Genomic DNA, 25,245 nt, shown 5'->3' on the forward strand with positions numbered 1-25,245 from the left:
ACCCCGACCAACCACCCTCACCCGCCTCCCCCCCCCACTCTCACACCCCCACCAACACACCCCCACCCCACCCCCCACCCACTAACCCACCCACACCGCCAACCACACCCACACACAGACGTAGGCTGGAACTCATGACCGAGCGCAAACCGCCAGGCGTCAGCTTCGAATCATGGGTCGACAAGCAGATCCGCGAAGCCACAGAACGCGGGGAGTTCCAGGACCTGCCCGGATTCGGCCGGCCCCTCCCCGCCACCGGCGAGACCTACGACGACCTGTGGTGGATCAAGGGCAAGATGCACCGCGAAGGGCTCGGCTTCCTCCCCCCAACCCTCGCCCTGCGCAAGGAAGCGGAGGACGCTCTCACCGAAGCGGCCCACGCACCGTCCGAATCCGCAGTGCGACGCATCATCGCGGACATCAACGAAAAGATCGCAGCAGCGCTCCGGCTCCCACCACCCGGCCCACCCCTGGGACTGAAGCCGTACGACCCGGACACAGTCGTCGAACAATGGCGCCGCAACCACACCTGAAACAACGCCAACCCGACAACCACACCCACCCCGCACTCAGACCAACGCCACCCACCGCTCAGCGAACAAGCCGCCCACCACAACGGTTCCGGCTGCAGCTACCGGCACACGGCGGCCCCGACCGCGCCGACCACCACCGCGCGATCATGCGGGCCGCGCATCATGCGGGCCGCGCCATCATGCGGATTCACAGCCCGAGCAGCGACTGTTCGGTCCAGACGGTCTTGCCCTCGCGGCTGTAGCGGGTGCCCCAGCGCTCGGTCAGCTGGGCCACCAGGAACAGGCCACGGCCGCCCTCATCGGTGGTGCGGGCGCGACGCAGATGGGGTGAGGTGTGGCTGGCGTCGGCGACCTCGCAGACGAGACACCGTTCACGGATGAGCCGCAGGGTCACGGGGCCTCCGGCATAGCGGTAGGCGTTGGTGACCAGTTCACTGGCGATCAATTCCGTGGCGAACGCCAGGTGTTCCAGCCCCCATTGAGTGAGCTGAGCCGTGGCGAGCGTTCTGGCCCGGGCGGCGGCGCTCGGCTCCAGCGGCAGTTGCCAGGAGGCGACGTTCTCCGGTGGCAGTACACGGGTGCGTGCGATGAGCAGCGCGATGTCGTCAGCGGGCTCTCCTGACACGAGGGAGTCGACAACCGCCTGGCACGTCTTCTCCAAGGGGTCCGCCGGGTGGGTGAGCGCTGTGCGCAGCCGTTGCAGGCCCGTGTCCACGTCCACATGGCGTTCGCCGATGAGCCCGTTGGTGTAGAGCGTGAGCAGGCTGCCCTCGGCCAGTTCGATCTCCCGGGTTTCGAACGGCAGACCGCCCAGGCCGAGCGGTGGGCCGGGGGGCAGGTCGAGCAGTGCTGCCTGTCCGTCCGGTGTGGTCACGACCGGTAGAGGGTGACCGGCTCGCGCCGCGGAGCATTGCCGGGAGACGGGGTCGTAGACGGCGTACAGACAGGTGGCGCCGACGATCTGCTCGCCCGCGGCTCGTTCGCCGGCTGTCTCTTGTTCGGCGGCGAGAAGGTTGACCAGGTCGTCCAGTCGGGAGAGGACCTCGTCCGGTTCCAGGTCGAGGGTGGCAAGGGTGTGCACGGCGGTACGTAGCCGGCCCATCGTGGCCGCGGCGTGCAGGCCGTGTCCCACCGCGTCGCCGACCACGAGTGCGACCCTGGCCCCGGACAACGGGATGACGTCGAACCAGTCACCGCCGGGACCGGGGGCCGTACTGGCCGGGAGGTAGCGAGGGGCCACTTCGAGGGCCGGCTGGTGCGGAACGGTCCTCGGCAGCAGGGTGCGTTGCAGGGTGGACGCGGTCTGCTGCTGTTGGGTGAAGCGTCGGGCGTTGTCGATGCTGACAGCGGCGCGCGCGGCGAGTTCCTGGGCCAGTGTGAGATCGTCGGCCTCGAACGGCTCGGGGTGCCGCGATCGCCACAGGCTCATCACGCCCAGGACCAGGCCGCGCGCGACCAGTGGCACCACGATCAGCGAATGAGCCGAGAGGTCCGGTGCTTGCTCGCCCCGGCGCGGCTCTGCCAGGAACCAGTCGGGCGAAAGGACAGGTTCGAGCAGGGGGCGCCCGTCGGCCAGGCATCTGGCCTGTGGTGTGCCCGGTGCGAACTGCACCGGCTCGTCTTCCGGGTGCGGCAGGTCGGGCTGCTGGGCCACGGCACTGCGGACAGCGACCCGTACAACGGGTCCCGCCAGCGCCTGCGCCGGCTCCTCGCCTCGCGTCACCGGTTGCGACAGGTCCACCGTTACGTGGTCGGCCAGGTGGGGGACCATGACATCCGCGAGTTCCCAGGCCGTCTGTCGCACGTCGAGCGTCGATCCGATGCGGGCGCCGGCCTGGTCGAGGAGCGCCAGGCGGAGTCGGGCCCGATGACGGTCGGTGACGTCCTCCACCGTCTCGGCCACACCCAGGACCCGGCCGGCGGGATCTTGCAGGAGAAAGGACGAGACGGACGCGGCCCGCACGCGTGCCGGATCCCGCTCCAGACGGGTGTACTGCTCGGTGGAAACCAGTGATCTTCCGCTGTCCATCACCTGGCGCACCCGCTCCACCGCCCTCCGCGCGTCCTCGGCGACGAGCAGGGCACCCGTGGGCATCCCCGGGAAGGAGGCGGCCGGGACTCCGGTGAACCGCTCGATCGCCCTGTTGACCCGCAGAATCGTCATCTCGGGACTGTGGACGACCAGACCGATCGGGCACCGGCGGAACAGCCCGTCGAGGACCGCGCGGTCCCTCTGCCACTCGAGGACCTCCGCCGCGGGCGCCCCGACGAGGGACCAATCGCGCACATGGTCACCGCGCAGCAGCTCCCCTGCCCGGAAACCCATCTCCACGAGCCGCCCGCTGCGATGCCGCACCGCCAGTACGCCGAACCAGCCTCCGTCCCTCCTGCACGTCGCCGCGGCGTCCTTGGCGGCCGGCAGGTCGCCGGGGTCGATCAGGACATCGAAGGCCGGACGGCCGATCACTGCAGACTCCGGGTGGCCGAGCAACTCCTGGGCCCTCCGGCTCCAGCCGACGATGATTCCCCGGTCGTCGAGCACCGCCGAGGCGGCGTGGTGCAGTGCGAACGGATCGTCCGGGCTCTCGCTGAGCACTGCCATCCGCTTTTCCACCCCGGACACCACCTCGTATCGGATACCGATGTTCGCCACCGTGGTACTTCGCACGCGGCCGGCAACCGGCGTGACTCGTGCCCGGGTGGTCGCTCGCTGCCGCGACCCTGGTAGGAGGCCAGGCCGACCATGTGCCGTATTGAACTCGGTCAGGGCCCTCAGCCCGCGGGGCGTGGGGGCACGGCGTGAGGCCATCACCCGCACGGTCCCACAACGGATCTCCTCTGCCGTCCACGCCCCGGGCCTCGGGCCACTGTCCTTGTCCGTGCTGCGGGGCCGCCCAAGCGGCGACGCCGACCGTGCGCCGCACGCCATGCCACGGCCTGCTGCCGGAACAGCCCGTCACGTCAGGCCCGACGGGGCGATCCCCTCGGCAGCGTTCGAGACACCAGCGCGCCGTAACGGCAGAGCCGCCCCGACTCCGTCACACGGCTTCGAGGAACAAAGCCCTTCCCGCGACGGACAGGGGCGGCGTGCACGAACGGCTCCACTACGGGTGCAGCACTACCTTTGTGTAGCCCTCGATTCGCTTGTCGAACTTGTCGTAAGCCGACGGAGCCTGGTCCAGGGGCAGTTCATGCGAGACGACGAAGCTCGGCTTCGCGCGGCCCTCGATGATCATGTCGCGCAGGTACCGGTTGTAGCGCTTCACGTTGCACTGCCCCGTACCCGCCCGCAGGCCCTTCTCGAACATCTTGCCGATCGACACGAGGAGCATGCCCTTCTTGGCCTGCTCGTCAGGGCCTCCGGGGTCGGCCGGGACGTACAAGCCGGGTATGCCGAGGGCGCCGGTGGGCCGAACCGTGCCGATGAGCGAGTTCAGGACGGTCGCCGGTTCTTCACGGTCTGTGCCGTGCGCCATCGCCTGGTAGCCGACGGCGTCCACGCCTTTGTCCGTGCCGATGCCCTTTGTTTGATCCTGGATCTGCTTCACCGGGTCGCCTTCGGCAAAGTTGATCGGGATCGCACCGATTTCACGGGCCTTTTCCAGCCGCTCGGGGACCCGGTCCACGACGAACACCTTGCTCGCACCGCGCAGCAGAGCCGAGTACGCGGCCATGAGCCCGACCGGCCCGCCGCCGTATACCGCGACGCTCTCGCCCGGGCGGACCTGCGCGAGTTCACAACCGTGGTAGCCGGTGGGGAAGATGTCCGCGAGCAGCATGAAGTCGGTCTCCTGCTCGTTTCCCGGCGGCAGCTTCAAGCAATTGAAGTCTGCGTAGGGCACGCGTAGATATTCCGCCTGGCCGCCCGTCCAAGGACCCATGGCGACATAGCCATAAGCACCGCCCGAGAATCCCGGATTGACGGTCTGACAGAATCCGGTGTACCCCTCGACGCAGTTGGTGCAGAACCCGCAGGCAACGTTGAAGGGCATGACCACACGGTCGCCCTCCTTGAGCGAGGTGACGCCCTGGCCGAGCTCCTCGACCACTCCCATGTTCTCGTGACCGAAGACGATGCCGGGTTCGGCTGCCGTACGACCTTCGTACATGTGCAGGTCCGAGCCGCAGATCGCGGTGGACGTGATCCGTACGATCACGTCGTTGGGGTGTTGGACGGTGGGCTTCTCGACATTCTCGACCGCTACGGTGAACGGTCCTTTGTAAACGACGGCTTTCATTTGTTGCCACCTCCTGCTCGGCGACGAGCACGCCTGATTGCCCCACGTTTCTCGAGTGAGCCATCTCTCATGATTCTCCGGCCTACTGAGAGGGGCAAGCCGGTAATCTCGGGACGAATATCTGCGCTCGTGCCGCATCATTGGCACCAGGAACGAAATGGGAGGGCGAAACGTGGCAGCACAGCGGCTCGGGACCTTGCTCGTCCCCGTGCTCGGCCTGTCCGGCACCTCGTACCCGCCCGGCACGACGGTCACTGTCCGCGGTCGTGGCGCCACTGTCGACGCTTTCGTCGACGGCGACTGGCTCCCCCTGTCGTGGTGGGAGTTCTCCGACGGCCTGCGTGAGGACATCGCCGACCGCTGACCGGCCAACACCGGGGCAGAGGCGCCCGTGCACGCCGGCTCACGGCCGTGTGCGGCCCCCCTTCCAACGGCGTCCCCAAACCGGTCGACGCGTTCGGACCACGCGGCGGCTCAGCTTCGCCGCCCGCGGGTGCTTCCGCTCCCGGGCCAGGGGAAATGCAGCCCCCTGCGCCCTCCCTGGTGGGGTCCTATGGTGAAAAGGGACCGCCCAGGTCCAGGACGTCCTGGTCGTCGGCGCCCCCGCCGTGGGTACGACGCCCGTCCGACGGCGGCCGGGAACATCACCGCAGCGCTCGGCATAGCCATCACCGTCGCTCATACCGAGATCAGGACAGGGACCGCTCCTACACGCGCCGTATCGGGTGCACGCGGCCGCCGGGCCATGGAGGAGACATGCCGATGCCCGAGAACCCCGCCCCGGCGATGCGCACGGCGCCGCAGGACACCCCCGAAAGGCGCGCGGCCCGTGGGAAGGCCGCCCGGCGCCACTCTCCCCGGTCGGGACACGCTGTCTACAGGCCCTCTCCGCACAGGCCGGACCCGTTGGCGATCCTGGAGGCGCAGTCCGCGACGCGGGTACAGGAGCTGGTGCCGATCCGCTACAGCCGGATGACCGAGTCCCCGTTCCGCTTCTACCGGGGAGCCGCCGCGATCATGGCGTCGGACCTGGCCGGCAGCCCGGACTCGGGAATCCTGGCCCAGCTCTGCGGGGATGCCCACCTGCTGAATTTCCGGCTGCTCGCCTCCCCCGAGCGGCAGCTGATGTTCGACATCAACGACTTCGACGAGACACTGCCGGGCCCCTGGGAGTGGGACGTCAAGCGGCTGTCGGCGAGTTTCGCCATCGCCGGCCGGGCAAACGGCTTCGACGACGCCGAGCGCGCCCGCATCGTGAGGCACACCGTGCGCTCGTACCGAGAAGCGATGATCCGCTTCGCCGGAATGCGCAACCTCGACGTCTGGTACGCGAAAATCGACGCGGACCGTCTCGAGGAGCTCACCACGGGTCGGCTCCGCAAGCGCGGGCAGGAGAGACTGGCCCGCGCCATGGCGAAGGCCCGCACGCGCGACAGCCTGCAGGTCTTCGAAAAGCTCACCGAGATGATCGACGGAAGGCCGAGGATCGCACCGGATCCCCCGCTCCTGGTGCCGGTGGCCGACCTGCTGCCGGAGGTCGAGCGCACCGAGCTGGAGCTCCAGTTCCGGGCCCTCGTCGAGCGGTACGGGCGCACGCTGGCGTCCGACCGGCGCACCCTTCTGGCGGACTACCGGCTGGCGGACGTTGCCCGCAAGGTGGTGGGGGTCGGCAGCGTGGGCACCCGCTGCTGGATCTTCCTGCTGCTCGGCCGGGACGGCGGGGACCCGCTGTTCCTGCAGGCCAAGGAGGCCGACACCTCCGTTCTCGCCGCGCACGTCGGAGCGAGCCAGTACCGCAACCAGGGCGAGCGGGTGGTCTCGGGGCAGCGATTGATGCAGGCGGCGAGCGACATCTTCCTCGGCTGGGAGCGGGTGGACGGGATCGACGGCAAGCGGCGCGACTTCTACGTCCGTCAATTGCGCGACTGGAAGGGAATCGCGATGCCGGAGACGATGTCGACCAGGCAGCTGGCGACGTTCGGTGAACTGTGCGGATTCACTCTGGCCCGTGCGCATGCACGGTCCGGCGACCGGATCGCGATCGCCGCCTACCTCGGCCGCGGCGACTCCTTCGACCGTGCCCTCGCGACGTTCGCAGAGGCCTACGCCGACCAGAACGAGCGTGACCACCAGGCCCTGGTGGCCGCGGTGCGGTCGGGCCGGCTGCCCGTGCAGGAGCTGCCCACCGGGTGATGGCGCAGGTATTCATCGGGCACACGAGGCACACGAGGCACACGAGGCCTGCATGTTCAGGCCCCGGACCCGGTGTCGGCCGTCGGCGCGGATGTGTCCTCCCTGTCGCCGGCCAAGAACTCCACGAGCGCCATGACCAAGAGCCAGACCAGTGCGATGGTGAGGACTACCAGCGCCGTCGGGTAGCTCCAGAGAATGAAAGTCAGGACCGCCAGGCCGACCAGGACCCAGGTGATCCACGTGCGGTGGCGCCGGAGGAACGGTCCGACCGGTCCCGTGCGCATGCCCATGCGGTCGGCGGTGGAGCGGACCGCCCCGATACCGGAGTGCCACGACTGCCGGACGAAGTTCGCCGGTCGGCCGGGGCCGCTCAGCCAAGCGGCCAGGGCGATCACCAGTCCAAGCGTTGCCGCAGTACGAACCATGGTGCGCAGGTAGCGCGTGAGCGCGTCGTAGACGGACTCGGCCGCGGCTTGCGAGACGCTGTCGGGCAACGCGTTGAGGTAGACCACACGGAAGACGGTCAGGCCCAGACCGAGCATCAGCACGGCGAAGGTGAAGGCGAGCGCGGCGACCACCAGAACACGCCTGCGGTGCCGGGAGATCAGGACTCCGGCCGCGATGAGCACCACCGACAGCACGGGCAGCCAGAACCCGGCGATCTGCAGGATCCGGAAGTACGTCTTGACCTTGCCGATGTTGTCGGCGCGCAGCACGGTGAAGTCGGTGTGCACTTCGGGGATCTTTGAAGCTACCGTCATGCCTTCGTCGACAAGACGTTGTTTGACTCGTTCGACGACCGGTCCGAGGTCGACGGAGACCGAGTTGTCGTTGATTTTCACTGCGCCGCCACCGGAGCCCGTGAGGGCCTTGTCGACGGCCGCATGGATCCGTCGGTTGGCCTGGATCCAGATGTTCTCGAAGGTCTCTGAGGCGATGACCTCCTTCGACTTGTCGTGCACGAAGCTGCGAACGGCGTTCTCCAGCGCGTCGCCGAGTTTGCCGAGCGCCTTCTGGGCCAGCGGTCGATCCGCGGGCACCACGCCTTCGAGCAGGGTCGGCAGGTCGATGTGCTCCATCACCGCGTTGGTGACCCTGTTCGCCGCGGCATTCTGGATGTCGGGGTCCGAAGCAAGCGGCGTGACCGTGTCCACGTAGCGGTCCGTGTCGCCCACCTCGTCCGCCGTCCAGGCGGCAACGGCGGCCGGCGGAGCAAGGAGGCAGCCGATGACGATGAGCAGCGCCGAGAAGAAGGACCGCCACCGGTGATGGGGCGCCCGGGCCGCACTGCCGGCCTCGAGCGCGGCGACGCGTGTCTGCAGTCGTTCCATGTCTGGGCGTTCGCCGCCGCTCGCGGCATCGGGATGCGGCGCACTGGGGCCTGTCGGTCCGTCATTCGGCATGGAGCGGCCTCCCGTATACGCGTCCGTTCGGTGCCAGCACACCGCGCAGCGCAGTGACGGGCGAGTGATGGGCGGCCGTCGGAGTGAGGGAGCGAGCGGCTGCAGGGTGTACCGACCCGACGTACCGCCATCGCCGCCCTGCAGGGACAACCGCGCCGCGGTACCTGCCCGGGTTCCGAGGGAGCCCACCGGGACACGGCCACAGAACCGGGAGAGAACACGATCCTGAGCTCGCGTCCGTGATCCGAAAGTGCGGAGCTTTCTGCCCGGTGATGCAATGGCCCATAAGGGCTGTCCGTCGCCGTGGATCGCGGCGAGCGCCGCCGGACACGAGCGGCCGGCGATGCCCGGACGGCGATCCGCTCGTGAGGGAGTGGCCATGAGCGACGACATCGAGGACATGGGACCTGTCGACTACCTCGTCGTCGAGTTTCCGGGCAGTCGCATGACGGGCGAAGGCTTTCCTCTGCTCGTCGATCTTGTCGATCGCGGCATCATCCGCATCCTCGACCTGGTCTTCGTCCGGAAGGACAGCGACGGCTCCGTCAGCGGGTTGGAGCTGCAGGATGTCGGGGAGGAGGCCGATCTGTCCGTTTTCGAGGGTGCTTCCTCGGGGCTGCTGGACCAGGACGACCTCACCGAGGCCGGGGCCGCGCTCGAGCCCGGCAACTCGGCCGCTGTCGTGGTGTACGAGAACGTGTGGGCCGCACCCCTGGCCCGGGCGCTACGGCGAGGCGGCGCCCAGATGGTGGCGAGCGGCCGCATCCCCGTTCAGGCCCTGATGGCCTCACTGGACGCGACAGAGCCCGGCGGACCGGCAGCCGCCTGAGGCCCGCGGCGGTGACGTGTCGCTCCTCAACAGGGGCCCGTACCGCCCACTTCGAGAACTGGGAGTTGAGCGATCATGCCAGGACTTCTTCGTGGCGTCGCCCGCACTGCTGTGATCTCCGGAACCGCCACCGCGGTGTCCAATCGAGTGTCGAGGCGGCAGGCGGGGCGCTGGGCGCTGCAGGACGAACAGCAACGGGCTCCCCAGCAGCAGGCCATGCCCGCCGCAGCGGCACCCTCACCTCCCGCCGCCCCCAATGACGACATGAGCGGCAGGATCGAACAGCTCAAGCAGCTGGGCGATTTGAAAGCGCAGGGGATTCTGACAGAGGACGAGTTCGCGGCACAGAAGGCCAGGATTCTCGGCTGAGGGCCTGCGGAACCGGCAAGGGAGGCCCCGTGACGGAGCCGGATCCGAAGCCCGGCGCGCCCGCCGGAAAGTCACAGCCCGAAGAGGCGGACCGGTTGCGCGAACTGTTGCGCAGTCCCGGCTATCTCAAGGTGCTTGTGTTGTGTGCCCTCATCGGTGTTCCGGTGTCGCTGGCGGCATTCTGGTTCCTCGTCGCTCTCCACCAGCTGAACCACCTCATGTGGGCCGACCTGCCAGAGGCTGTGGGTTTGGCAGCCCCGCCGTGGTGGTGGCCCTTGCCGCTGCTGCCGGCAGCCGGCATCGTCGTCGGCCTCGTGGTCACCCACCTGCCCGGCGGTGGTGGCCACATCCCCGCCGGCGGTCTGCACGCGACCGGTGGTTCACCGCGAGCCCTGCCCGGTGTGATGCTCGCCGCCCTGGCCAGTCTTCCTCTTGGCGCGACCCTCGGACCAGAGGCCCCTTTGATCGCCTTCGGCGGCGGCTTGGCACTGCTTGTCACCGAACTGGCTCGCGTGCCCTCGACCGCCCAGAGCACCATTCTGCTGGGCACGGCCGGAGCCGCAGCCGCCGTCTCGGTGATCTTCGGAAACCCGCTGATCGCTGCGGTGATGGTGATGGAGGTGGCGGGGGTGGGTGGCTCGCGGCTCTTCGCCGTGATGCTGCCCGCACTGTTGTCGAGCGGGGTGGGCGCTCTCGTGTTCACCGGCTTCGGCCGCTGGACCGGCCTGAAGACCAGCCACCTTTCCATGGAGCTGGGCGTGCCCTTCCCGCGGCTCGACGCCGGGGACGTGGTGTGGTCGGTGCTCATCGCTGTGGCGATCGGTGTGGCTGTGCACCTGATAACGCTGGGCGGGCGGCTGACCGCGCTCTTCGTCGCGAGACGTCCGCTGGCCAACACGGCCGTGTGCGCGCTGGCCTCCGGAGCCTGTGCCGCGGTGTACGCACTCGTCACCGGCCGGTCACCCGTGGAAGTTGCCTCGTCGGGACAGGCCACGCTGAGCCACATGGCCGCCGAACCGCACGCCTGGGGGGTCGGCGCCCTGATCGCCGTACTCCTCTTCACCGGTCTCTCCTACACCCTGTGTCTGGGCAGTCTGCGCGGCGGCCCCGTCTTCCCGGCACTGTTCCTGGGCGGTGCCGCAGGCGTGCTACTCGCACCCCTTCCGGGCCTGGGAGTCGTGCCGGGACTGGCCGTGGGCATGGCTGCCGCGGTGACCAGTGCCCTACGGCTGCCGGTCAGCAGCGTGGTGCTCATTGTCCTGTTGCTCGACAGCGCTGCCATGATTCCCGTGGTGATTCTGGCGTCCGTCGTGGCCTTCGTCACCACCCAGTTGCTTCCTCCCGGCCGTGCGGTGCCGGAGGCGGGCAAGCCCGTGGACCCCTCAGGCGGCGCGACCCAGGCCGCTGATGCGGCCGGCCCTTGAACCGGCTGAGACGCGGGCAGGTCCTCGCGACAACTCGGTCACTGGGGGCGGGGCAGGGCCCCGCCCCCGATGCCCTGACGGTCGGCCCCCTGGGCAATCGCCCGGCGGGCCGGGTCCGTGAATGATCGTTCCACCGACTGGCGCAGCAGATCCAACTCCCTTTCCACCGCGGGACGTTGCTCTGAAGGCAGGGTGTCGAGAAGGCCGTCGAGCAATGCGCGCAGCCGTCGGCAGACCTGCACGGACGTTGCCCCGTAGTCGCGGATCTCGGCGACGGCGAGCTGCAGGTAGTCCTCCCAGTCGCGTCCGTGCAGCACGAGACGCGGCCTGCCGTGGGCATCCGCCATCACCAGGCGACCCGGCAGCCGCACACTGCCGACCGAAGTGAGGAACGACTCGATGTGATTGAGCACCTGAACAGCGGTCGTGGGGTCGTTGACCGCCGGGGAGAGGGCGCGGATGGCAATGTCCACGAGTACCCGCAGGGCGAAGGCGGGGTCCTGCTCGATCGTTCGTTCGGCGCCCAGAGCGATGAGACCGGTCACGTGCCGGGGATCGGGCACGGACGTACCGCCGTGGACTTCGACGAGGACGGCGCCGGGCGGGACGAAATCACCGATGAGGTGGGGTACGACGAAAGTGCAGTCGTGGCGCGCCGCGGCAGCCACCAGTCCAGTCGTGTGGAATGCCTGGACGGCCCCGCCGCCCGGTGAGCGGACAAGCGTCACCGGGCCACGCGACGTCCTGGATTCACTGGTGTACGGCGCCGATTCCCGGATCTCCTTGACCCCACGGGTGACGATGTCTTCTCCCATGCGTCCGACGAGGTCGGCGATGGCGACCGGCCTGAGGTTGTGCGTGAAGCGATTGAGATAGACGAGCAGGAGCAGGAGGCTGACGGCCACGGCCGCGCCGGCGAGGGTGACCCCGAGGTCCGGTACCGAGTTGGACTCGATGCTGCGCAGCAGGGAGAAGGCAAACGCGAACGTACCGGTGAAGGTGGCCAGGACGGTCTTCTGCAGTCGGTCTCTGTACCACAGGCGCATATATCTCGGGGACAGCGCTCCGGTCGCCTGCTGAATGACGAGCACACCGATGGTCACGACAAAACCCAGCAGTGCCACCATCGCCCCGACGATGGAACTGAGCACGCTGCTGGCGGTGGTCGCGGAGTAACGCCAACCGCTCGGCGTCCAGTCCACCCCGTCGGCGGTGATGGCGCATTCTGCGAGAATGACGCCCAACGCCATTCCGAACAGCGGCACGATCCACAAACTGGCTTTTGCGTACTGTCGCAGTCGGAACAGTGAGGACCAGGACATCATGTGTCGCATGCCCGTAGCCTTTCCCTCACGGCAACCAACGTTCCGGGATGCGGCACAGGCATGGCGCGCCGTCGGTCGGGACGGTCTTCGTTCCGGGTACGGCCACGGTATGGCAAGGAGCGGACGTGCGCAGCGGCACGGCACGGGTCGGCCGGCGGCGGGATGTGTTCGGCAGGACCGGCAGGGCTTTCCCTCGTAGGCTGGACGGGTGACTCCATTGCCATGGGGCCTCGTGCGGCGTTTCCGCTGTCCGGTCGGCGACCGACGGAAGTCACGGTGTCCGTTGGTTCGGCCTGGAGCTCGGCAAGGGTGAAAGCAGGCACGTGATGGACGCATACCCGCTGATCGAAAATCATGGTCTTATCGGTGATCTGCAGACGGCGGCCCTGGTGACCACCGACGGCACCATCGATTGGTTCTGCTGTCCACGATTCGATTCGCCCAGTGTGTTCGGCGCATTGCTGGACCGGGAAAAGGGCGGGCACTTCACTGTCCGGCCTGCCGACACGACATACTCGACGAAACAGTTGTACTTCCCGGACTCCGCCATTCTGGTGACACGCTTCATGACGGAGACCGGGACCGGCGAAGTGATCGACTTCATGCCGGTGACCGGAACCGTCGCGACCGGCCGTCATCGCCTCGTCCGCATGCTGCGTTGTGTGCGTGGCAGCATGACGTTCGAGGGAGACATCGCCCCCAGGTTCGACTACGGCCGCAAGCCACATGAACTGCACATGACGGAGCATGGAGCGGTGTTCGCCTCGGAAGGACTCGAACTGGCCGTGCACGCCGTTCGCGAGCCGGAGGACGATCGGCCTGTGAACCTCCTGGCGGGAGACAGGGACTTGCACTTCTCCCTGCCGCTGCGGGCCGGACAGCAGCGCGGCGTGATCGTGGAGTCGTCGCCCGGAGGGCCACCCCATGAAGTTCGCGTCGCGGAGTTCCAGCAACTCCACGACGAGACGATCCACTACTGGCGGTCATGGCTCGGCCAGTCACGATACTCAGGTCGCTGGCGGGAGGCGGTTGAACGCTCGGCGGTGACGCTGAAACTCATGACGTACGCGCCGAGCGGGGCCCTGGTCGCGGCTCCCACGACGGGCCTGCCGGAGCAGCTGGGCGGCGAGCGCAACTGGGACTACCGCTTCACCTGGATCCGCGATGCCTCCTTCTCCGTCTACGCGCTCCTGGGCCTGGGCTTCAAGGAAGAGGCCACGGCATTCATCAGCTGGCTGCGCGATCGCGTGAAGGAAGAGGTCGGAGGTAACACCGACACGGGACCGCTGAACATCATGTACCGGGTCGACGGCTCCTCCGACCTGGTGGAGGAGACTCTGGAGCACTGGGAGGGATACGAGGGCTCCGCCCCTGTACGCATCGGCAACGGAGCCGCGAACCAGATGCAGTTGGACATCTACGGCGAGGCACTGGACAGCATCTACTTCGCGCACCAGCGCGGAATCCAGCTCGACGTCAAGGGTTGGTCCTCACTGCACACGCTCCTCGACTGGCTGGTCGACCACTGGGACCAGGCCGGCGAGGGACTGTGGGAGACCCGCGGGGGCCGTAAGAACTTCACCTACGGCCGGGTGATGTCCTGGGTCGCCTTCGACCGCGCCTTGCGGCTCTCCTCCGCGAGCGGCCGTCCGGCAGCCCGTGGGCGCTGGGCGACCGAGCGTGACCGGGTCTTCGAACAGGTCCTGGCGCAGGGATGGGATCCGAAACGTGAGGCTTTCGTTCAGCACTACGGCAGTGATGTCCTGGACTCGTCGCTGCTGCGGATGCCGACGGTGGGCTTCATCACCCCGGACGATCCGATGTGGAGATCGACGCTGGATGCGATGGACCGAGAACTGGTCAGCGACAGCCTGGTCTACCGCTACAACCCCGAGGCGTCGCCGGACGGACTGCGCGGTTCCGAAGGGACCTTCTCCCTGTGCACGTTCATGTACGTCGACGCCCTGGCACGGGCAGGGCGGACCGATCAGGCCAGGCTGGTGCTGGAGAAAATGCTCACCTACGCCAACCATCTGGGCCTGTACTCCGAGGAGATCGACCTGACGGGGCGACAACTGGGCAACTTCCCCCAGGCCTTCACCCACCTCGCGTTGATCGATGCGGCGATCACCCTCGACGCACACCTCAACCGGTCACGCGGCGGCGGGACGTAGCTCCGGAAGGCGGTGTCCGTGCGAGGTTCACTGCGCGGAGCGGGCGGGGCCGAGCAGAACGACGCTGTCGCCTTCCTGCGGGGTGACCGGCTGCTTCTCGGTCAGCGGATCAACCGTGTTGTCGGCCCGCACCACGAACAGGGTGTCGTGCTCGGGCGGCACCGGGGAAGAAGCGGGCTGCACCAGAAATCGGGCGCCCTGCTCGTAGCGGGCCGCCAGGATGTGACGGACCAGGGAAGGGCCGAAGAGGATGTCCCCGCCGGTGTAGGGAGCGACCACACCGTGGCTCTCGTGCGGGGGCCCGACCCGGTAGACGCGGCCCTCGACGTTGTCCTGCATCACGACTGAGGCGAGCGCGTTGAAGTCGTCGTCGTCGGTGGCCAGGAACACGGCTGTCACTCCCTCCAGCCGTGCCCCGGGGTTGGTGGCGGTGGCCAGCAGATCGCCCGTGGCCAGTTCGATTCCCCCGTCCTTGATCCGCTGCCGCTCCTCGTCGAGGCCGGCCCACATCAGCACATCCAGCCCGGCCGACCGCAGGGTCCTCCCCAGGTCGACCACCCACGGTTGGCCGCCCACCAGAAGGAGCCGCGTACCTGCCGGTTTGACGATGCCCAGCCGTCGGGCCACCGGTGCCGCAGTCAGCGCGTACAGCAGGACGGTGCCCACGATCACGAGGAAGGTGACCGGAAGGATCCTGGATGCTCCGTCCACACCCCGGTCGACGAGGGTGGACGCGAAGGCCGACGCCGTGGCGGCCGCGACGATGCCGCGAGGGTCCATCCAGCCGATGAACGCCCTTTCCCTTCTGGACAAGTCCGTTCCCGTTGTCGAGACGAAGGCCACGACCGGACGCACCACCAGGACGAGGATCGCGATGAGAACCAGTGCGGGAAGGAGGACGGGCACCAGCGACGCCGGGGTCACGGTGGAGGAGATGGAGACGAAGAGCAGACCGATGATCAGCTGGGCCAGGGTCTCGAAGAAGGGGCGCCGGGCAGGCATGTCGAAGCCGCGGATGTTGGTGACGGCGAGTCCGGTGACGATGGCGGCGATGAGCCCGGTGTCGTCCCGGACGATGTCGCAGCCCGCGGAGACCGTGATCACCGTGGCCAGTTGCGCCAGTGTGCCGAGCGTCTCGCCGAGCCGCAGCGTGCGCAGCGTCAGCCACTGCAGCGCGGTGCCCACCACCCCGCCGACGAGGCCCACGGCCATGCTGAGGGCGAACTGGACCATCTGGTGGCCACGTCCGATGTCGACCTGGTGCGTGGTGGCGATGGCGTGGAACACGAGCGCGCCGAGGATGCCGCCGATCGGGTCGGTCAGCGTCCCCTCCCAGATGAGGATGCGGCGCACCCTGTCGTTCGGCCGGACGAAGTCGAGGAGCGGACCGACCACGGTCGGCCCGGAGACCACGAGGATCACGCCGAGCATCGCGGCCACCTTGAGGGGCATGGCGAACATCGCAGGCGCCACCCCCGCGACGACGAAGAACGTGATCAGGACGCCGAACAGCAGCAGCCTCCCCACGATCCACCGCGTTTGACCTGCGAGATTGCGCAGATTGAGGCCCAGGCCGGCGTCGTAGAGGATCACCGCGACGGACAGCGACACAAGGACGGAGAAGTTCTGCGCCATCAGCCGGTCCGGGTGGATGACGTCCGTCAGGGCCCCCGCCGCGAAGCCGGCGGGGAGGAGCAGGATGAGTGCGGGCACACGGAGCTTGCTCGCCAGGATCTGCGACCCGGTTGCCAGGACCACGGTCAGCGCGATCCCGAGAAGGACCTCGTCGGCGGTCACAGCGCCTCCCTTCGTCGGAGACCTGGCGAGATGGGCGGGGGTTGGCCGGGTCCGGGGTCAGTGGCTCCCTGGCGCGCTGTCGCCCTCCGGGCCGCTCCTGCTCAGGTCGGCGTCGCTGAGTTCGTCCAACTCGCCGTGGGTGTCCAGCCAGTACAGCAAGGCGACGGCCGGGAAGACGATCACCACGGCCACGAGCGTGACGACCGCCAGCCAGGTCAGCGTGGCGGGCGCGCCCGCGCCGTCGGCCACGGTCAGCGAGGTGGGGATGAGGTAGGGCCGCTGGGCCATGCCCCAGGCGATGACGGCCGAGGCGACGACGGTGACGGCGGTGACGCGGGCCCAGTTGCCGGGCGTCCTCAGGAGCAGCCACGCGGTGGCGAGTGCGGCCACCACCGACACGATGACGAAGGCCAGCCCCACGCCGCTGGTGAGGCCGTGCCAGACATGGGGGGCGTCGCCGTGGGTGACGACGAGGGTGATGACGGCGAGCACGGCGAGTACGGCGAGACTGGCCAGCGCCCGCCACCGGAAGTAGGCGATCAGGTCGGGTGCGTCGAAGCGGCGCGCGTCGCCGGCGAGGAACACCGCTCCGAGGAGGGCCGTGGTCGCGATGGCGAGGATCCCGAACAGGGCGGACGTGGGGTTCAACCAGGCATGCGCCGACGCCTCCGTTCCCGGCGCCACCCGGCCCGAGGCGACCCCGCCGACCGCGGCCCCGAGGAAGAAGGGCGTCACGAGCGAGGCCAGGGCGAAGACCGCGCCATAGAGGCGCCGGCCGGCGAGCCGCCGAGCGGCCTTGCGGAACGCGAAACCGGCACCACGCAGAACCAAGCCCACGGCGGCAAGCGCCAAGGGGAGCCACATCGCGGAGAACACCGTCTGGAAGAACGTCGGGAAGCCGGTCCACATGATGACGAAGATGAAGATCAGCCAGACGTTGTTGACCTCCCAGACGGGGGCCATGGCGTGGTCGATGAGCCACCTGGGACGTCTGCCGCGTTCCGCACCTCCGGCCGTCAGGTCCCAGAAGCCGGCTCCGTAGTCGGTGCCGCCCGCGCAGGCGTAAGCGGTCACTGCGAGCAGCAACACGACGGCGATGAGGTCGGCGGTCATGGTCGGCCGTCCTCGGACGGTGTGGCCCCGCTGCCGCCGGCTGCGCCGTCGCCGGCAGGTACGGGTGACCGCGGCCCGTAGGGGCTGTCCGCCTCCGGACCCTCGGCAAGGTGCCCGGCCGCCTGTTGTTCGTCGGCGAGCCGCCAGCGGGTACGCATCTTGAGCAGGACGGCGAGAAGCGAGCCGAAGATGAACACGTAGACCACGATCACGACGCAGAGCATGATCCACAGGGTGGTCGAGCGGGTCGAGGTCACTGCCTCGGCGACCTTCATGTTCTGGTAGACGATCCAGGGTTGGCGTCCCACTTCGGTGGCGATCCAGCCGCATTCGACGGCCACCACGGAGGCGACGCCCGCGCAGGCCGCGCCGCGGTAGAACCACTTGGAGGCGGGGAGCCGGCGGTGTCGCAGCCAGACCAGGCCGTACCAGAGCGCGAGCAGTACCAGTACGGACCCGATCACGACCATGAGGTCGAAGGCCCAGTGCGCGATCGTCGCCTGAGTCGCCGTCGGGCGTTGGTCCGCCGGGACCGACGTCAGGCCCACCACCTTCGTGTTCGGGCTGAAGCCTGCCAGGATGGAGTCGAGCAGTGGGACCTTGATGCCGCCCGACACGGATCCGTCCGGGTTCAGGCGTCCGAACAGGTACTCGGGGACCCGGGTGTCGGTCTTCCACACGATTTCCATGGCGGCGAACTTCACCGGCTGCTTGTGGAACACCGACCGGGCGATGGAGTCGCCCAGAATGAACTGCACCGGTGTGACCACCGCGGCAATGGTGAAGGGAACGGTGAACCCGAGCCGGTGGTAGTGATCGCGGCGCCCGCGCAGCCAGCCCACGGCGTAGACGCCGGCCACCATGTAGCCCGCGGTCAGCAGCATCGCGACGACGAAGTGCCAGTACTGCGGCCCGAACATCGGGGTGAAGATTGCCTTCCAGATGTTCACGTCCACCGGGTTGCCCTCGGCGTCGAGGGAGAACCCCTGCGGGGTGTTCATCCAGGAGTTGGCGGCCAGGATGCCGAACGCGCCGAGCAGTGCGGCGGCCGGGAGCGGCAGCCCGAGCAGGAAGTGTGTGCGGGGCTTCAGCCGCCGCCATCCGTAGAGATAGATGGCGATGAGCACCGCTTCAAGGAAGAACGCCCATGCCTCGACACCGAATCCGATCCCGAAGACGTCACCCCACCTGCCCATCAGTCCCGGCCAGAGCAGGCCGAACTCGAAGGAGAGCACCGTGCCGGTGACCACTCCGACCGCGAACTGCACCGCCATGACGGCCGACCAGCGCCGGGCCAGCAGGAGGGCGGTGGAGTCGTTCCTTCGCAGCCCGAGGTAATGCATCACCAGGGTGATGAGGGGGAGCGCAACGCCGAGGGGCACCAGGATGATGTGCGAGGCCAGCGTGAAGGCCATGAGCTGCCGGGCCGGCAGCAGTTGGGCCGGGGCGTCCGCGAGCATGTGGACCGAGGTGTGCATCGTCGCCTTCGCTGTTCGGTACCTTCAGGGAAGGTCAGCCGCCGGTGGCGAAGCCGGGGAACAGGGTCATCCCGCCGTCGACGTAGAGAGTCGTCCCGACCACGTAGTCCATGAGGTCGGACGCGAGCGCGACGACGGCGTGGGCGATGTCCTCGGGGTCTCCGATCCGGTTGTAGGGGATCAGCTTCAGCAGGTCCTCGCGCGCCTCGGCAGTCTCCCAGGCGTCGCGGTTGATAGGTGTCTGGATGGCTCCGGGGGCGACAGCGTTGACCCGGATCTTGTGCGGCGCCAGCTCCTGGGCCAGCGTCTCCATCATCATCTGGACGCCGCCCTTGGACGAGGCGTAGTTGACGTGGCCCGCCCACGGGATGAGCTGGTGCACCGAACTCATGCAGATGATCTTCCCGGCGGAGCAGGACACCTCCGGTACGACCCCTCGGCGTCGGAACTCCTTGGTCGCCTCCCGGGCGCACAGGAACTGGCCGGTGAGGTTGACGTCGAGCACCTTCTGCCACTGTCCGAGAGTCATCTCGGTGAACGGGGCGTCACGCTGGAGGCCCGCGTTGGCGACCAGGATGTCGATCGTCCCGAACTCCTGGACCATGCGGTCCATCATGGCCGTGACCTGGTCCTCCTGGGACACGTCCGCTTCGTAGGCGACCGCGCGTACCCCGCACGAGGTGATCTCCTCCACCACCTCTTCGGCGGCGTCACGGTCGGCCACGTAGTTCACGACCACATCGGCGCCGGCCCGGCCCAGTCCGATGGCGGTGGCCTTGCCGATGCCCGAATTGGCGCCGGTGACCAGGGCCTTCTGGCCCTTCAGCAGACTCTGCGGAATCACACCCTGCGGTACGCCCACGGTGGAAGTCATGACGCCCTGCCTCCTCGCTGCGCGGCTCCGGTCCGACGCCTGGCCGCAGCCGGCCTGGCACGGGCGTCACGCAACCATCGGCCGCAGGGCAGCGGCGAGTCCGAAAAGCCGCCATTGGACTGTTGGGTGGAGCATCTTCACCCGGTGGGACCAGTGGCGCCGCCCGTCAGCCCAACCGATCCACGAGGTGGTCACCGACGCGCAGGGCATTGGCGATGGCCGTCAAGGAGGGGTTGACCGCGCCGATGCTCGGGAAGAAGCTCGTGTCGACGACATACAGGTTGTCGAGGTCATGGGCCTTGCAGTTGACGTCCAGGGCGGAGGCGGCAGGGTCGGTGCCGAACCGCACGGTGCCCGCCTGGTGGGCGGTGGCACCGATCGGCATGCCCTTGTGGAGATAGATGCTGTGGGACAGCAGCCGGTGCTCATGCATGCCCAGGTGCCCGAGCATTTGCTGGAGTTTGTGCCGCAGCCGCTTGAGACCCTCGATGTTGTTCTTCTCGTCGAGTGCGAGGTGGATTCGCGCGTCGCCGTCGAGAGTGACCCGGTTGCCGGGCAGCGGTAGGTCCTCGCCGCACAGCCAGAAGTCGACGGCGTGATGCGCCAGTACTTCGAACGGCATGTCCGGGGCTGCCGCACCGGCCCACCGTGGGGCTTCGCCGTGGATCTGCTCGGCGTCCGACTTGCCCAGCATCTGGATGCCGCCCAAGGGGAAGTCCCAGTCGTCCGCGCCGAGGTACCAGTCGTTCACTGCCAGGGTCTTCTGGAACTGCGTGTCATTGGGTTCCTTCGACACGGCCATCAGTGCCAGGTTGTTGTGCCGCATGTAGTGGCGGCCGATCACATCGGAACTGTTCGCCAGACCGGCGGGATGGCGCTCGTTGGCCGAAGCCAGCAGCAGAGCGGCGGAGTTGACCGCCCCGCAGGAGACGACCACGATGTCGGCCGCGAACCGTACCTCCGAGCCGTCGGCGAGCCTGCCGATGACCGCGTTGACGCTGCGTCCCGTCGGATCGGTCTCCAGCCGGACCACCTGCGTGTTGGTGATCATCTCGACGTTGGGGTGCCGCAGAGCAGGGTCCACACAGATCACCTCGGCGTCGGACTTGGCGCGCACCATGCACGGAAAGCCGTCCACCCGGTTGCACCGGATGCAGACGCTGGAGTGCGTGGCCCGTCCGACGCTGTCCTGGCTGAGGTTGACGCCGATCGGAAGATGGAAGGGGTGCAGGCCACGCTTCTGGAGATCGTCGCTCAACTGCTGGATGCGTGGTTCGTGTTCCACGGGCGGATGAGCGTACTGCGCGCTCGCCGCACCCTCCGTCGGATCCTCTCCGTGCCGGCCGTGCACGAGGTACAGGTGCTCGGCCTGCGTGTAGTACGGCTCCAGGTCCTCGTACCGGATCGGCCAGGCCGGCGAGACGCCGCCGTGATGACGGAGTTCACCGAAGTCCTCGGGCCGCAGCCGGAACAGCGCCGCGCCGTAGAACTTGGTATTCCCGCCGACGTAGTAGTTGACCTCCGGCGGGAATTCGGTGCCGTGCTGATCCAACCAGAACTCCGGGGCCCGGTACTTCCCCTTGACGAACACGGCGGTGGAGTCCCAGTTGTCCCGCTCGCGCGGCAGGTAGTCGCCGCGTTCGATGAGGAGCACCCGTTTACCGGAGGGTGCGAGCCGGTGGGCGAGGGTGCCGCCGCCGGCTCCGGTGCCGATGATGATGACGTCGTAGTGAGGGACGTCGCCCACGGCGACCACCGTCCTTGCGCTCACGGCCCCGCCGCGGAGACAGGACCTGTCACTCCGTGCTGCGGAGTCCCTGCGTTCCCACCCATTCGAACGTATCCGCCCTTCCGTTGATTGGCGACCGGACGGGTGACCGCAGCATGCACCGCGGTCACAGCACGGCGATCGGGTTCACGGGAGAGCCCGTCGCTCCGTGCAGCCGCAGAGGTGCGATCACACACAGAAAGTCCCAGCGGCCCGCATTCGCGCAGACCGGGGCCAGCTCCTCGAACTGCAGGTAGTCCATCAGATGCACGCCCATGGCATGCATGGCCAGCACGTGTACGGGGAACGCGACGTCGGCCACTGCGCTGGGTGCGGTGTCATTGTTGCCGTCACCGCCCAGGACGGACACCTCCCGCTCGGCCAGGAACCCCAGGGCGGTCGGGTGGAGGCCGGCCCGTGCCTGCGCCGCGTTCCACGCGCCGAGCTCTTCGCGACGGCGACGGTGCCCCACCCGGACGAGCAGGATGTCCCCGGGGCCGACCCTGACCCCTTGCGCGGCCTCTGCAGCCGTCAGCTCGCCCGCTGTCACATGGTCGCCGGGTTCCAGCCAGGGCACGCCGCGCAGCCGAGGGATGTCCAGCAGAACGCCACGGCCGACAATGCCGTCCCGGACCAGGTCCACGGTCAGTGCAAGGGCGCCCTCGGGTGTCACGCTGCTCGCGGACACCCCGTTGTACAGCTCGCCGTTGTACAGCACGTGGCAGAGGGCGTCGAGATGGCTGTCCGCGTCCCCGTGCACGTTCATGGCGATGCGGTCCACGGCGAAGTGCAGCCCGTCCGCCCCGATGTCACCGGTGTCGGGTCCAGTCATCCGGTGGACCGCCGGCTCGGGGTTGTCCGGGCCTGGCCGGGTCTCCACCGGCGCGGCCAGGGACACCGTGCGCCCGGACCGCACCTCCGCGGCGGCCGCTACGACGCGCTCGGGCGTCAGGTGGCGGAGCGCACCACGCGGATCGTCGGTGCGCGTCGCGTCGCGCAGTCGTTCGTAGAGCGCCCGGAACTCGTCCGAGGTCACCTGCGCCGATGCCTCCTGCGGCGTCATGCGGATCCCCATGGGGTGAGTCCCCAGCGGAGCACATGGCTGTTGCCAGGCTCCAGGACGGTGAGATCGGTGCCGCTGCGAAACGCGTCCGCCGGACAGGACATGGCCTCCACCGCGACGCCGCGGCGCCGGCGTTCGGGCTCGGCCAGCGTGTCGCCGGTGTACACCTGCACATACCGGGTGCCCACGCCGAGCCACAGATCGACACCGTGCAGCCCCGAGGGGTGTGCCAGACGGACGTGGGCGTGGCCGTCGGCGTCGCGGCCGAGTCCGGTGAATGCGGAGTCCAGTTGCAGATCACCGATGGGCCGCGGGGTGCGGAAGTCGTACACAGTGCCGTCGACCGGCTCATGGCCGGCAGGCAGGCCCCTGTCGTCGGTACACAGCCGGTAGTCAGCGGCAACGGTCAACAGCGCGGTGTCGACCAGGTCGGTGCCGACCGTCAGATAGGGATGCTGCCCCACACCGTAGGGAGCGGCTGTGTCACCCACGTTGGTGGCGGAGATGACGACATCGAGCCCGTCGGGACCCAATCGGTATCCGGCGACCACCTCCAGCAGGAAGGGATAGCCCGGTTGCGGATGGAGCGTGGTGCCGGCCCTCACCGCGTCGTCGCTGCGGGCGAGCAGCCGCCACGGGGTCCAGCGGAGCAGTCCGTGGATCGCGTTGTGCTTCTCCGGTTCGCTCAACGGGAGTTGCAGGTCTTGGCCGTCGAAGCGGTACCTGCCGCCGTCGACCCGGTTGGGCCACGGGACGAGAAGTTGCCCTCGCCCGCCGGTGACGGGCGAGTCGGCGGTGAACCCGTCCAGCAGCGGTCGGTCGTGGGCCTCGTAGTGACGCAGGGCTGAGCCCAGTTGGACCACGACGGCCCGCTGCTCGCCGAAACGCAGCTCCCACTGCTCGCCTGTCGGGCTGAGGGACGTTGATCGCTCCTGCGGCGGTGCCGCGCGGTCGGTGGCCGCTCCGGCCGGCGAGCTCTTCCCGGCGGGCTCCTTGCGCAGCAACGACAGCACGGCATCGACGACGGCCTCCGGCGGCTGGTCGATCTCCACCACCAACGGGTGCTCCTCCGGCTCCGGTTCCTCGAAATCGGCGAACTGGCTGTCCAGGAGTGCGGCCGGGAAGAAGTGGCCGCGCCGGGTGGCCAGTCGACTGCGGATCAGCTCGTGTGAACCGCGCAGGTACACCAGACGGACGCCGGGGCGTCCGGCGCGGAGGTGGTCACGGTAGGCGCGCTTGAGTGCGGAACAGCCGACGACGGCCGGGCGCCGTGCCGCGATCTCACCGTCCATCCAGGCGCCGATGGCCTCCAGCCATGGCTGCCGGTCCGCATCGGTCAGAGCGTGACCGGCCGCCATCTTGGCGCGATTGGCCTCGTTGTGGAACTCGTCCGCGTCCTGGTACGGCCGGCCGAGCCTCTCTGCCAGGAGTGTCCCCACCATGGTCTTGCCCGACCCCGACATGCCGACGACGAGCACCAGCTCTGTCGTGGCGTCGGCGGCCGACTGGTGCGTCACGGCCTCGGGCGCAGCCGGCCACCGCCGCAGCCGCCCCTTGCAGCACCGTGTGATGCCGTTCCCGTGCCTGCCACGTGAATCGTCATGGCGTATGCCTCCGTGTCGCGCGGTCGGTCCGCCGGGTGTTCCCGTGAGGCAGATCGGATACCTCCAATCTCGGCCACCTCGCCCCAGGGCGCACCTCGGCTGCCGGGAGGGGCCGCCCAGGGCACGGCGAGCGCTGTGGCCCGTGAGCAGCGCCGCCGGCCCTGGTTGCGGGCTCGTCGGCAGTCCGGCGCAGCGGACCTGCCCGGACGAGGCAGCGGCGGTGGCTGCCCCCGCGCCGCGGGGTCCGTCCCGGTCCGGTGGAGACCCTCAGGAATGCGACCGGCCCCCTCCGCATCAACCTCGCCCAGTCCGCGGTAGGGGATATTGCCGGCAGGGCGGCCCGGCCAAGGGGGATTCCGGCACCGGTGGTCGAGGCGGCCGGGGGCCCTATTCGTGCTGCGCACTTCCAGAAGCCGAATCGCGGGCGGCGGCGCGCAGTCGCCTGCCCCGTTCGCCGAGCGTCCACTTGATCGGGATCAGCACTGCCCACCACAGCTTCGCGCCCGTCGGGGACACGAAGGCGAGCGGCACGGCGATGGCGAAGACCAGCGCTGTCGCGGCAAGATCGGCCGCGTCGTTGCGGGCGACGCGATCGGGCAGCTGCGCGCCGGCCAGCCAGGGGCGCTTCCACACCGCGATCGTCAAGGCGAGTTGGGTGATTCCCATGACTGCGACGGCGCCGGAGTAGACGGCCACCGACTGGGGCATGTCCCCGTACTCGGCCAGCAGGGTAGTGGGGAAGGGCATCAGGGCGATCAGTGCGAGGCTCAGCAGTCCCAGCCTGATGACGGCTCCGTCCACCCTCTCCACGTACTGGAAGATCTGGTGGTGGCCTCGCCAGAACGCCGCGATGACAAGAAAGCTGAGCGCATATGCCCACACGCTGGGCACCACCTCCCCCAGCGCCTCTTCGAAACGGGCGGTGTCCAGACCGGCGGGCAGTGCGATGTCCAGCGCCAGCAGTGTCATCGCGATGGCGAAGACGCCGTCCGAGAGGGCGACGAGTCGGACTGCGCTCCCCTCGTCGTCCCTCACTCCCTGGTGACTTTTCACGCTGCCC

Annotated in this window: 19 protein-coding genes; 7 read left to right on the top strand and 12 right to left on the bottom strand. The window is 68.7% G+C overall.

Annotation, left to right across the window (positions count from 1 at the left end):
• The first annotated feature begins 134 nt into the window (after positions 1-134).
• Complete coding sequence (locus ABZ070_RS10485) at positions 135-533, top strand: DUF1992 domain-containing protein (RefSeq protein ID WP_356632043.1); 399 nt, start codon at positions 135-137, stop codon at positions 531-533.
• A gap of 187 nt (positions 534-720) precedes the next feature.
• Here ABZ070_RS10485 and ABZ070_RS10490 read toward each other — a convergent pair whose 3' ends face one another.
• Together ABZ070_RS10490 and ABZ070_RS10495 are read right to left on the bottom strand one after the other, a co-directional pair.
• The gene (locus tag ABZ070_RS10490) at positions 721-3,135 is read right to left on the bottom strand and encodes a SpoIIE family protein phosphatase (protein WP_356632045.1); all 2,415 of its coding nucleotides are present in this window, start codon (positions 3,133-3,135) and stop codon (positions 721-723) included.
• A 502-nt stretch (positions 3,136-3,637) separates the two neighbouring features.
• Positions 3,638-4,771 (bottom strand): glutathione-independent formaldehyde dehydrogenase, encoded by a 1,134-nt coding sequence (locus ABZ070_RS10495; RefSeq protein ID WP_356632047.1) that lies wholly within the window; start codon positions 4,769-4,771, stop codon positions 3,638-3,640.
• Between the two features lie 172 nt (positions 4,772-4,943).
• Between ABZ070_RS10495 and ABZ070_RS10500 the strand changes: the two genes are divergently transcribed.
• Together ABZ070_RS10500 and ABZ070_RS10505 are read left to right on the top strand one after the other, a co-directional pair.
• The gene (locus tag ABZ070_RS10500) at positions 4,944-5,135 is read left to right on the top strand and encodes a hypothetical protein (protein WP_356632049.1); all 192 of its coding nucleotides are present in this window, start codon (positions 4,944-4,946) and stop codon (positions 5,133-5,135) included.
• A gap of 398 nt (positions 5,136-5,533) precedes the next feature.
• The gene (locus ABZ070_RS10505) at positions 5,534-6,964 is read left to right on the top strand and encodes a DUF2252 domain-containing protein (protein WP_356632051.1); all 1,431 of its coding nucleotides are present in this window, start codon (positions 5,534-5,536) and stop codon (positions 6,962-6,964) included.
• Between the two features lie 56 nt (positions 6,965-7,020).
• Here ABZ070_RS10505 and ABZ070_RS10510 read toward each other — a convergent pair whose 3' ends face one another.
• Positions 7,021-8,295: a hypothetical protein gene (locus ABZ070_RS10510; RefSeq protein ID WP_356632053.1), complete on the bottom strand. Its 1,275-nt coding sequence runs from the start codon at positions 8,293-8,295 to the stop codon at positions 7,021-7,023.
• A gap of 451 nt (positions 8,296-8,746) precedes the next feature.
• Here ABZ070_RS10510 and ABZ070_RS10515 point away from each other — a divergent pair, with 451 nt between their 5' ends.
• From ABZ070_RS10515 to ABZ070_RS10525, 3 genes are all read left to right on the top strand, one after another.
• A complete protein-coding gene (locus ABZ070_RS10515) occupies positions 8,747-9,196 on the top strand; it encodes a DUF6325 family protein (protein ID WP_356632055.1) in 450 nt (149 codons plus the stop codon).
• A gap of 75 nt (positions 9,197-9,271) precedes the next feature.
• Positions 9,272-9,565, top strand: coding sequence for an SHOCT domain-containing protein (locus ABZ070_RS10520; protein ID WP_356632057.1), 294 nt, complete (start codon positions 9,272-9,274; stop codon positions 9,563-9,565).
• Positions 9,566-9,594: 29 nt separating this feature from the next.
• A complete protein-coding gene (locus ABZ070_RS10525) occupies positions 9,595-10,989 on the top strand; it encodes a chloride channel protein (RefSeq protein ID WP_356632059.1) in 1,395 nt (464 codons plus the stop codon).
• 38 nt (positions 10,990-11,027) lie between these two features.
• Here the strand turns inward: ABZ070_RS10525 and ABZ070_RS10530 are convergent, their stop codons facing one another.
• On the bottom strand, positions 11,028-12,323 hold the full coding sequence (locus tag ABZ070_RS10530) for a DUF2254 domain-containing protein (protein ID WP_356632060.1): 1,296 nt from the start codon (positions 12,321-12,323) through the stop codon (positions 11,028-11,030).
• Between the two features lie 317 nt (positions 12,324-12,640).
• Here ABZ070_RS10530 and ABZ070_RS10535 point away from each other — a divergent pair, with 317 nt between their 5' ends.
• Entirely contained in the window at positions 12,641-14,488 is a 1,848-nt protein-coding gene (locus ABZ070_RS10535) for a glycoside hydrolase family 15 protein (protein WP_356632062.1), read from the top strand.
• A gap of 27 nt (positions 14,489-14,515) precedes the next feature.
• On the opposite strand, the gene ABZ070_RS10540 is transcribed toward ABZ070_RS10535, so the two are convergent.
• The 8 genes from ABZ070_RS10540 to ABZ070_RS10575 all read right to left on the bottom strand — a co-directional run bounded on the left by ABZ070_RS10540 (position 14,516) and on the right by ABZ070_RS10575 (position 25,238).
• Entirely contained in the window at positions 14,516-16,285 is a 1,770-nt protein-coding gene (locus ABZ070_RS10540) for a cation:proton antiporter (protein ID WP_356632064.1), read from the bottom strand.
• 57 nt (positions 16,286-16,342) lie between these two features.
• Positions 16,343-17,398 carry a cytochrome d ubiquinol oxidase subunit II gene (locus tag ABZ070_RS10545; RefSeq protein ID WP_356632066.1) on the bottom strand — a complete coding sequence of 352 codons (1,056 nt, stop codon included), beginning with the start codon at positions 17,396-17,398 and terminating at the stop codon, positions 16,343-16,345.
• A complete protein-coding gene (locus tag ABZ070_RS10550; protein WP_356632068.1) occupies positions 17,395-18,876 on the bottom strand; it encodes a cytochrome ubiquinol oxidase subunit I in 1,482 nt (493 codons plus the stop codon). The genes ABZ070_RS10545 and ABZ070_RS10550 overlap by 4 nt, the downstream gene beginning before the upstream one ends.
• Before the next feature lie 34 nt (positions 18,877-18,910).
• A complete protein-coding gene (locus ABZ070_RS10555; RefSeq protein WP_356632070.1) occupies positions 18,911-19,750 on the bottom strand; it encodes an SDR family oxidoreductase in 840 nt (279 codons plus the stop codon).
• A gap of 166 nt (positions 19,751-19,916) precedes the next feature.
• Positions 19,917-21,497 carry a GMC family oxidoreductase gene (locus ABZ070_RS10560; protein ID WP_356632072.1) on the bottom strand — a complete coding sequence of 527 codons (1,581 nt, stop codon included), beginning with the start codon at positions 21,495-21,497 and terminating at the stop codon, positions 19,917-19,919.
• 148 nt (positions 21,498-21,645) lie between these two features.
• A complete protein-coding gene (locus tag ABZ070_RS10565; RefSeq protein ID WP_356632074.1) occupies positions 21,646-22,593 on the bottom strand; it encodes a cyclase family protein in 948 nt (315 codons plus the stop codon).
• Complete coding sequence (locus tag ABZ070_RS10570) at positions 22,578-24,098, bottom strand: gluconokinase, GntK/IdnK-type (protein ID WP_356632076.1); 1,521 nt, start codon at positions 24,096-24,098, stop codon at positions 22,578-22,580. Before ABZ070_RS10570 ends, ABZ070_RS10565 begins: the two co-directional genes overlap by 16 nt.
• 474 nt (positions 24,099-24,572) lie before the next feature.
• The gene (locus tag ABZ070_RS10575; RefSeq protein ID WP_356632078.1) at positions 24,573-25,238 is read right to left on the bottom strand and encodes a TMEM175 family protein; all 666 of its coding nucleotides are present in this window, start codon (positions 25,236-25,238) and stop codon (positions 24,573-24,575) included.
• Positions 25,239-25,245: the final 7 nt, after the last annotated feature.

It is taken from the genome of Streptomyces sp. NPDC006283 (genome assembly GCF_040613325.1).
GTDB lineage: Bacteria > Actinomycetota > Actinomycetes > Streptomycetales > Streptomycetaceae > Streptomyces.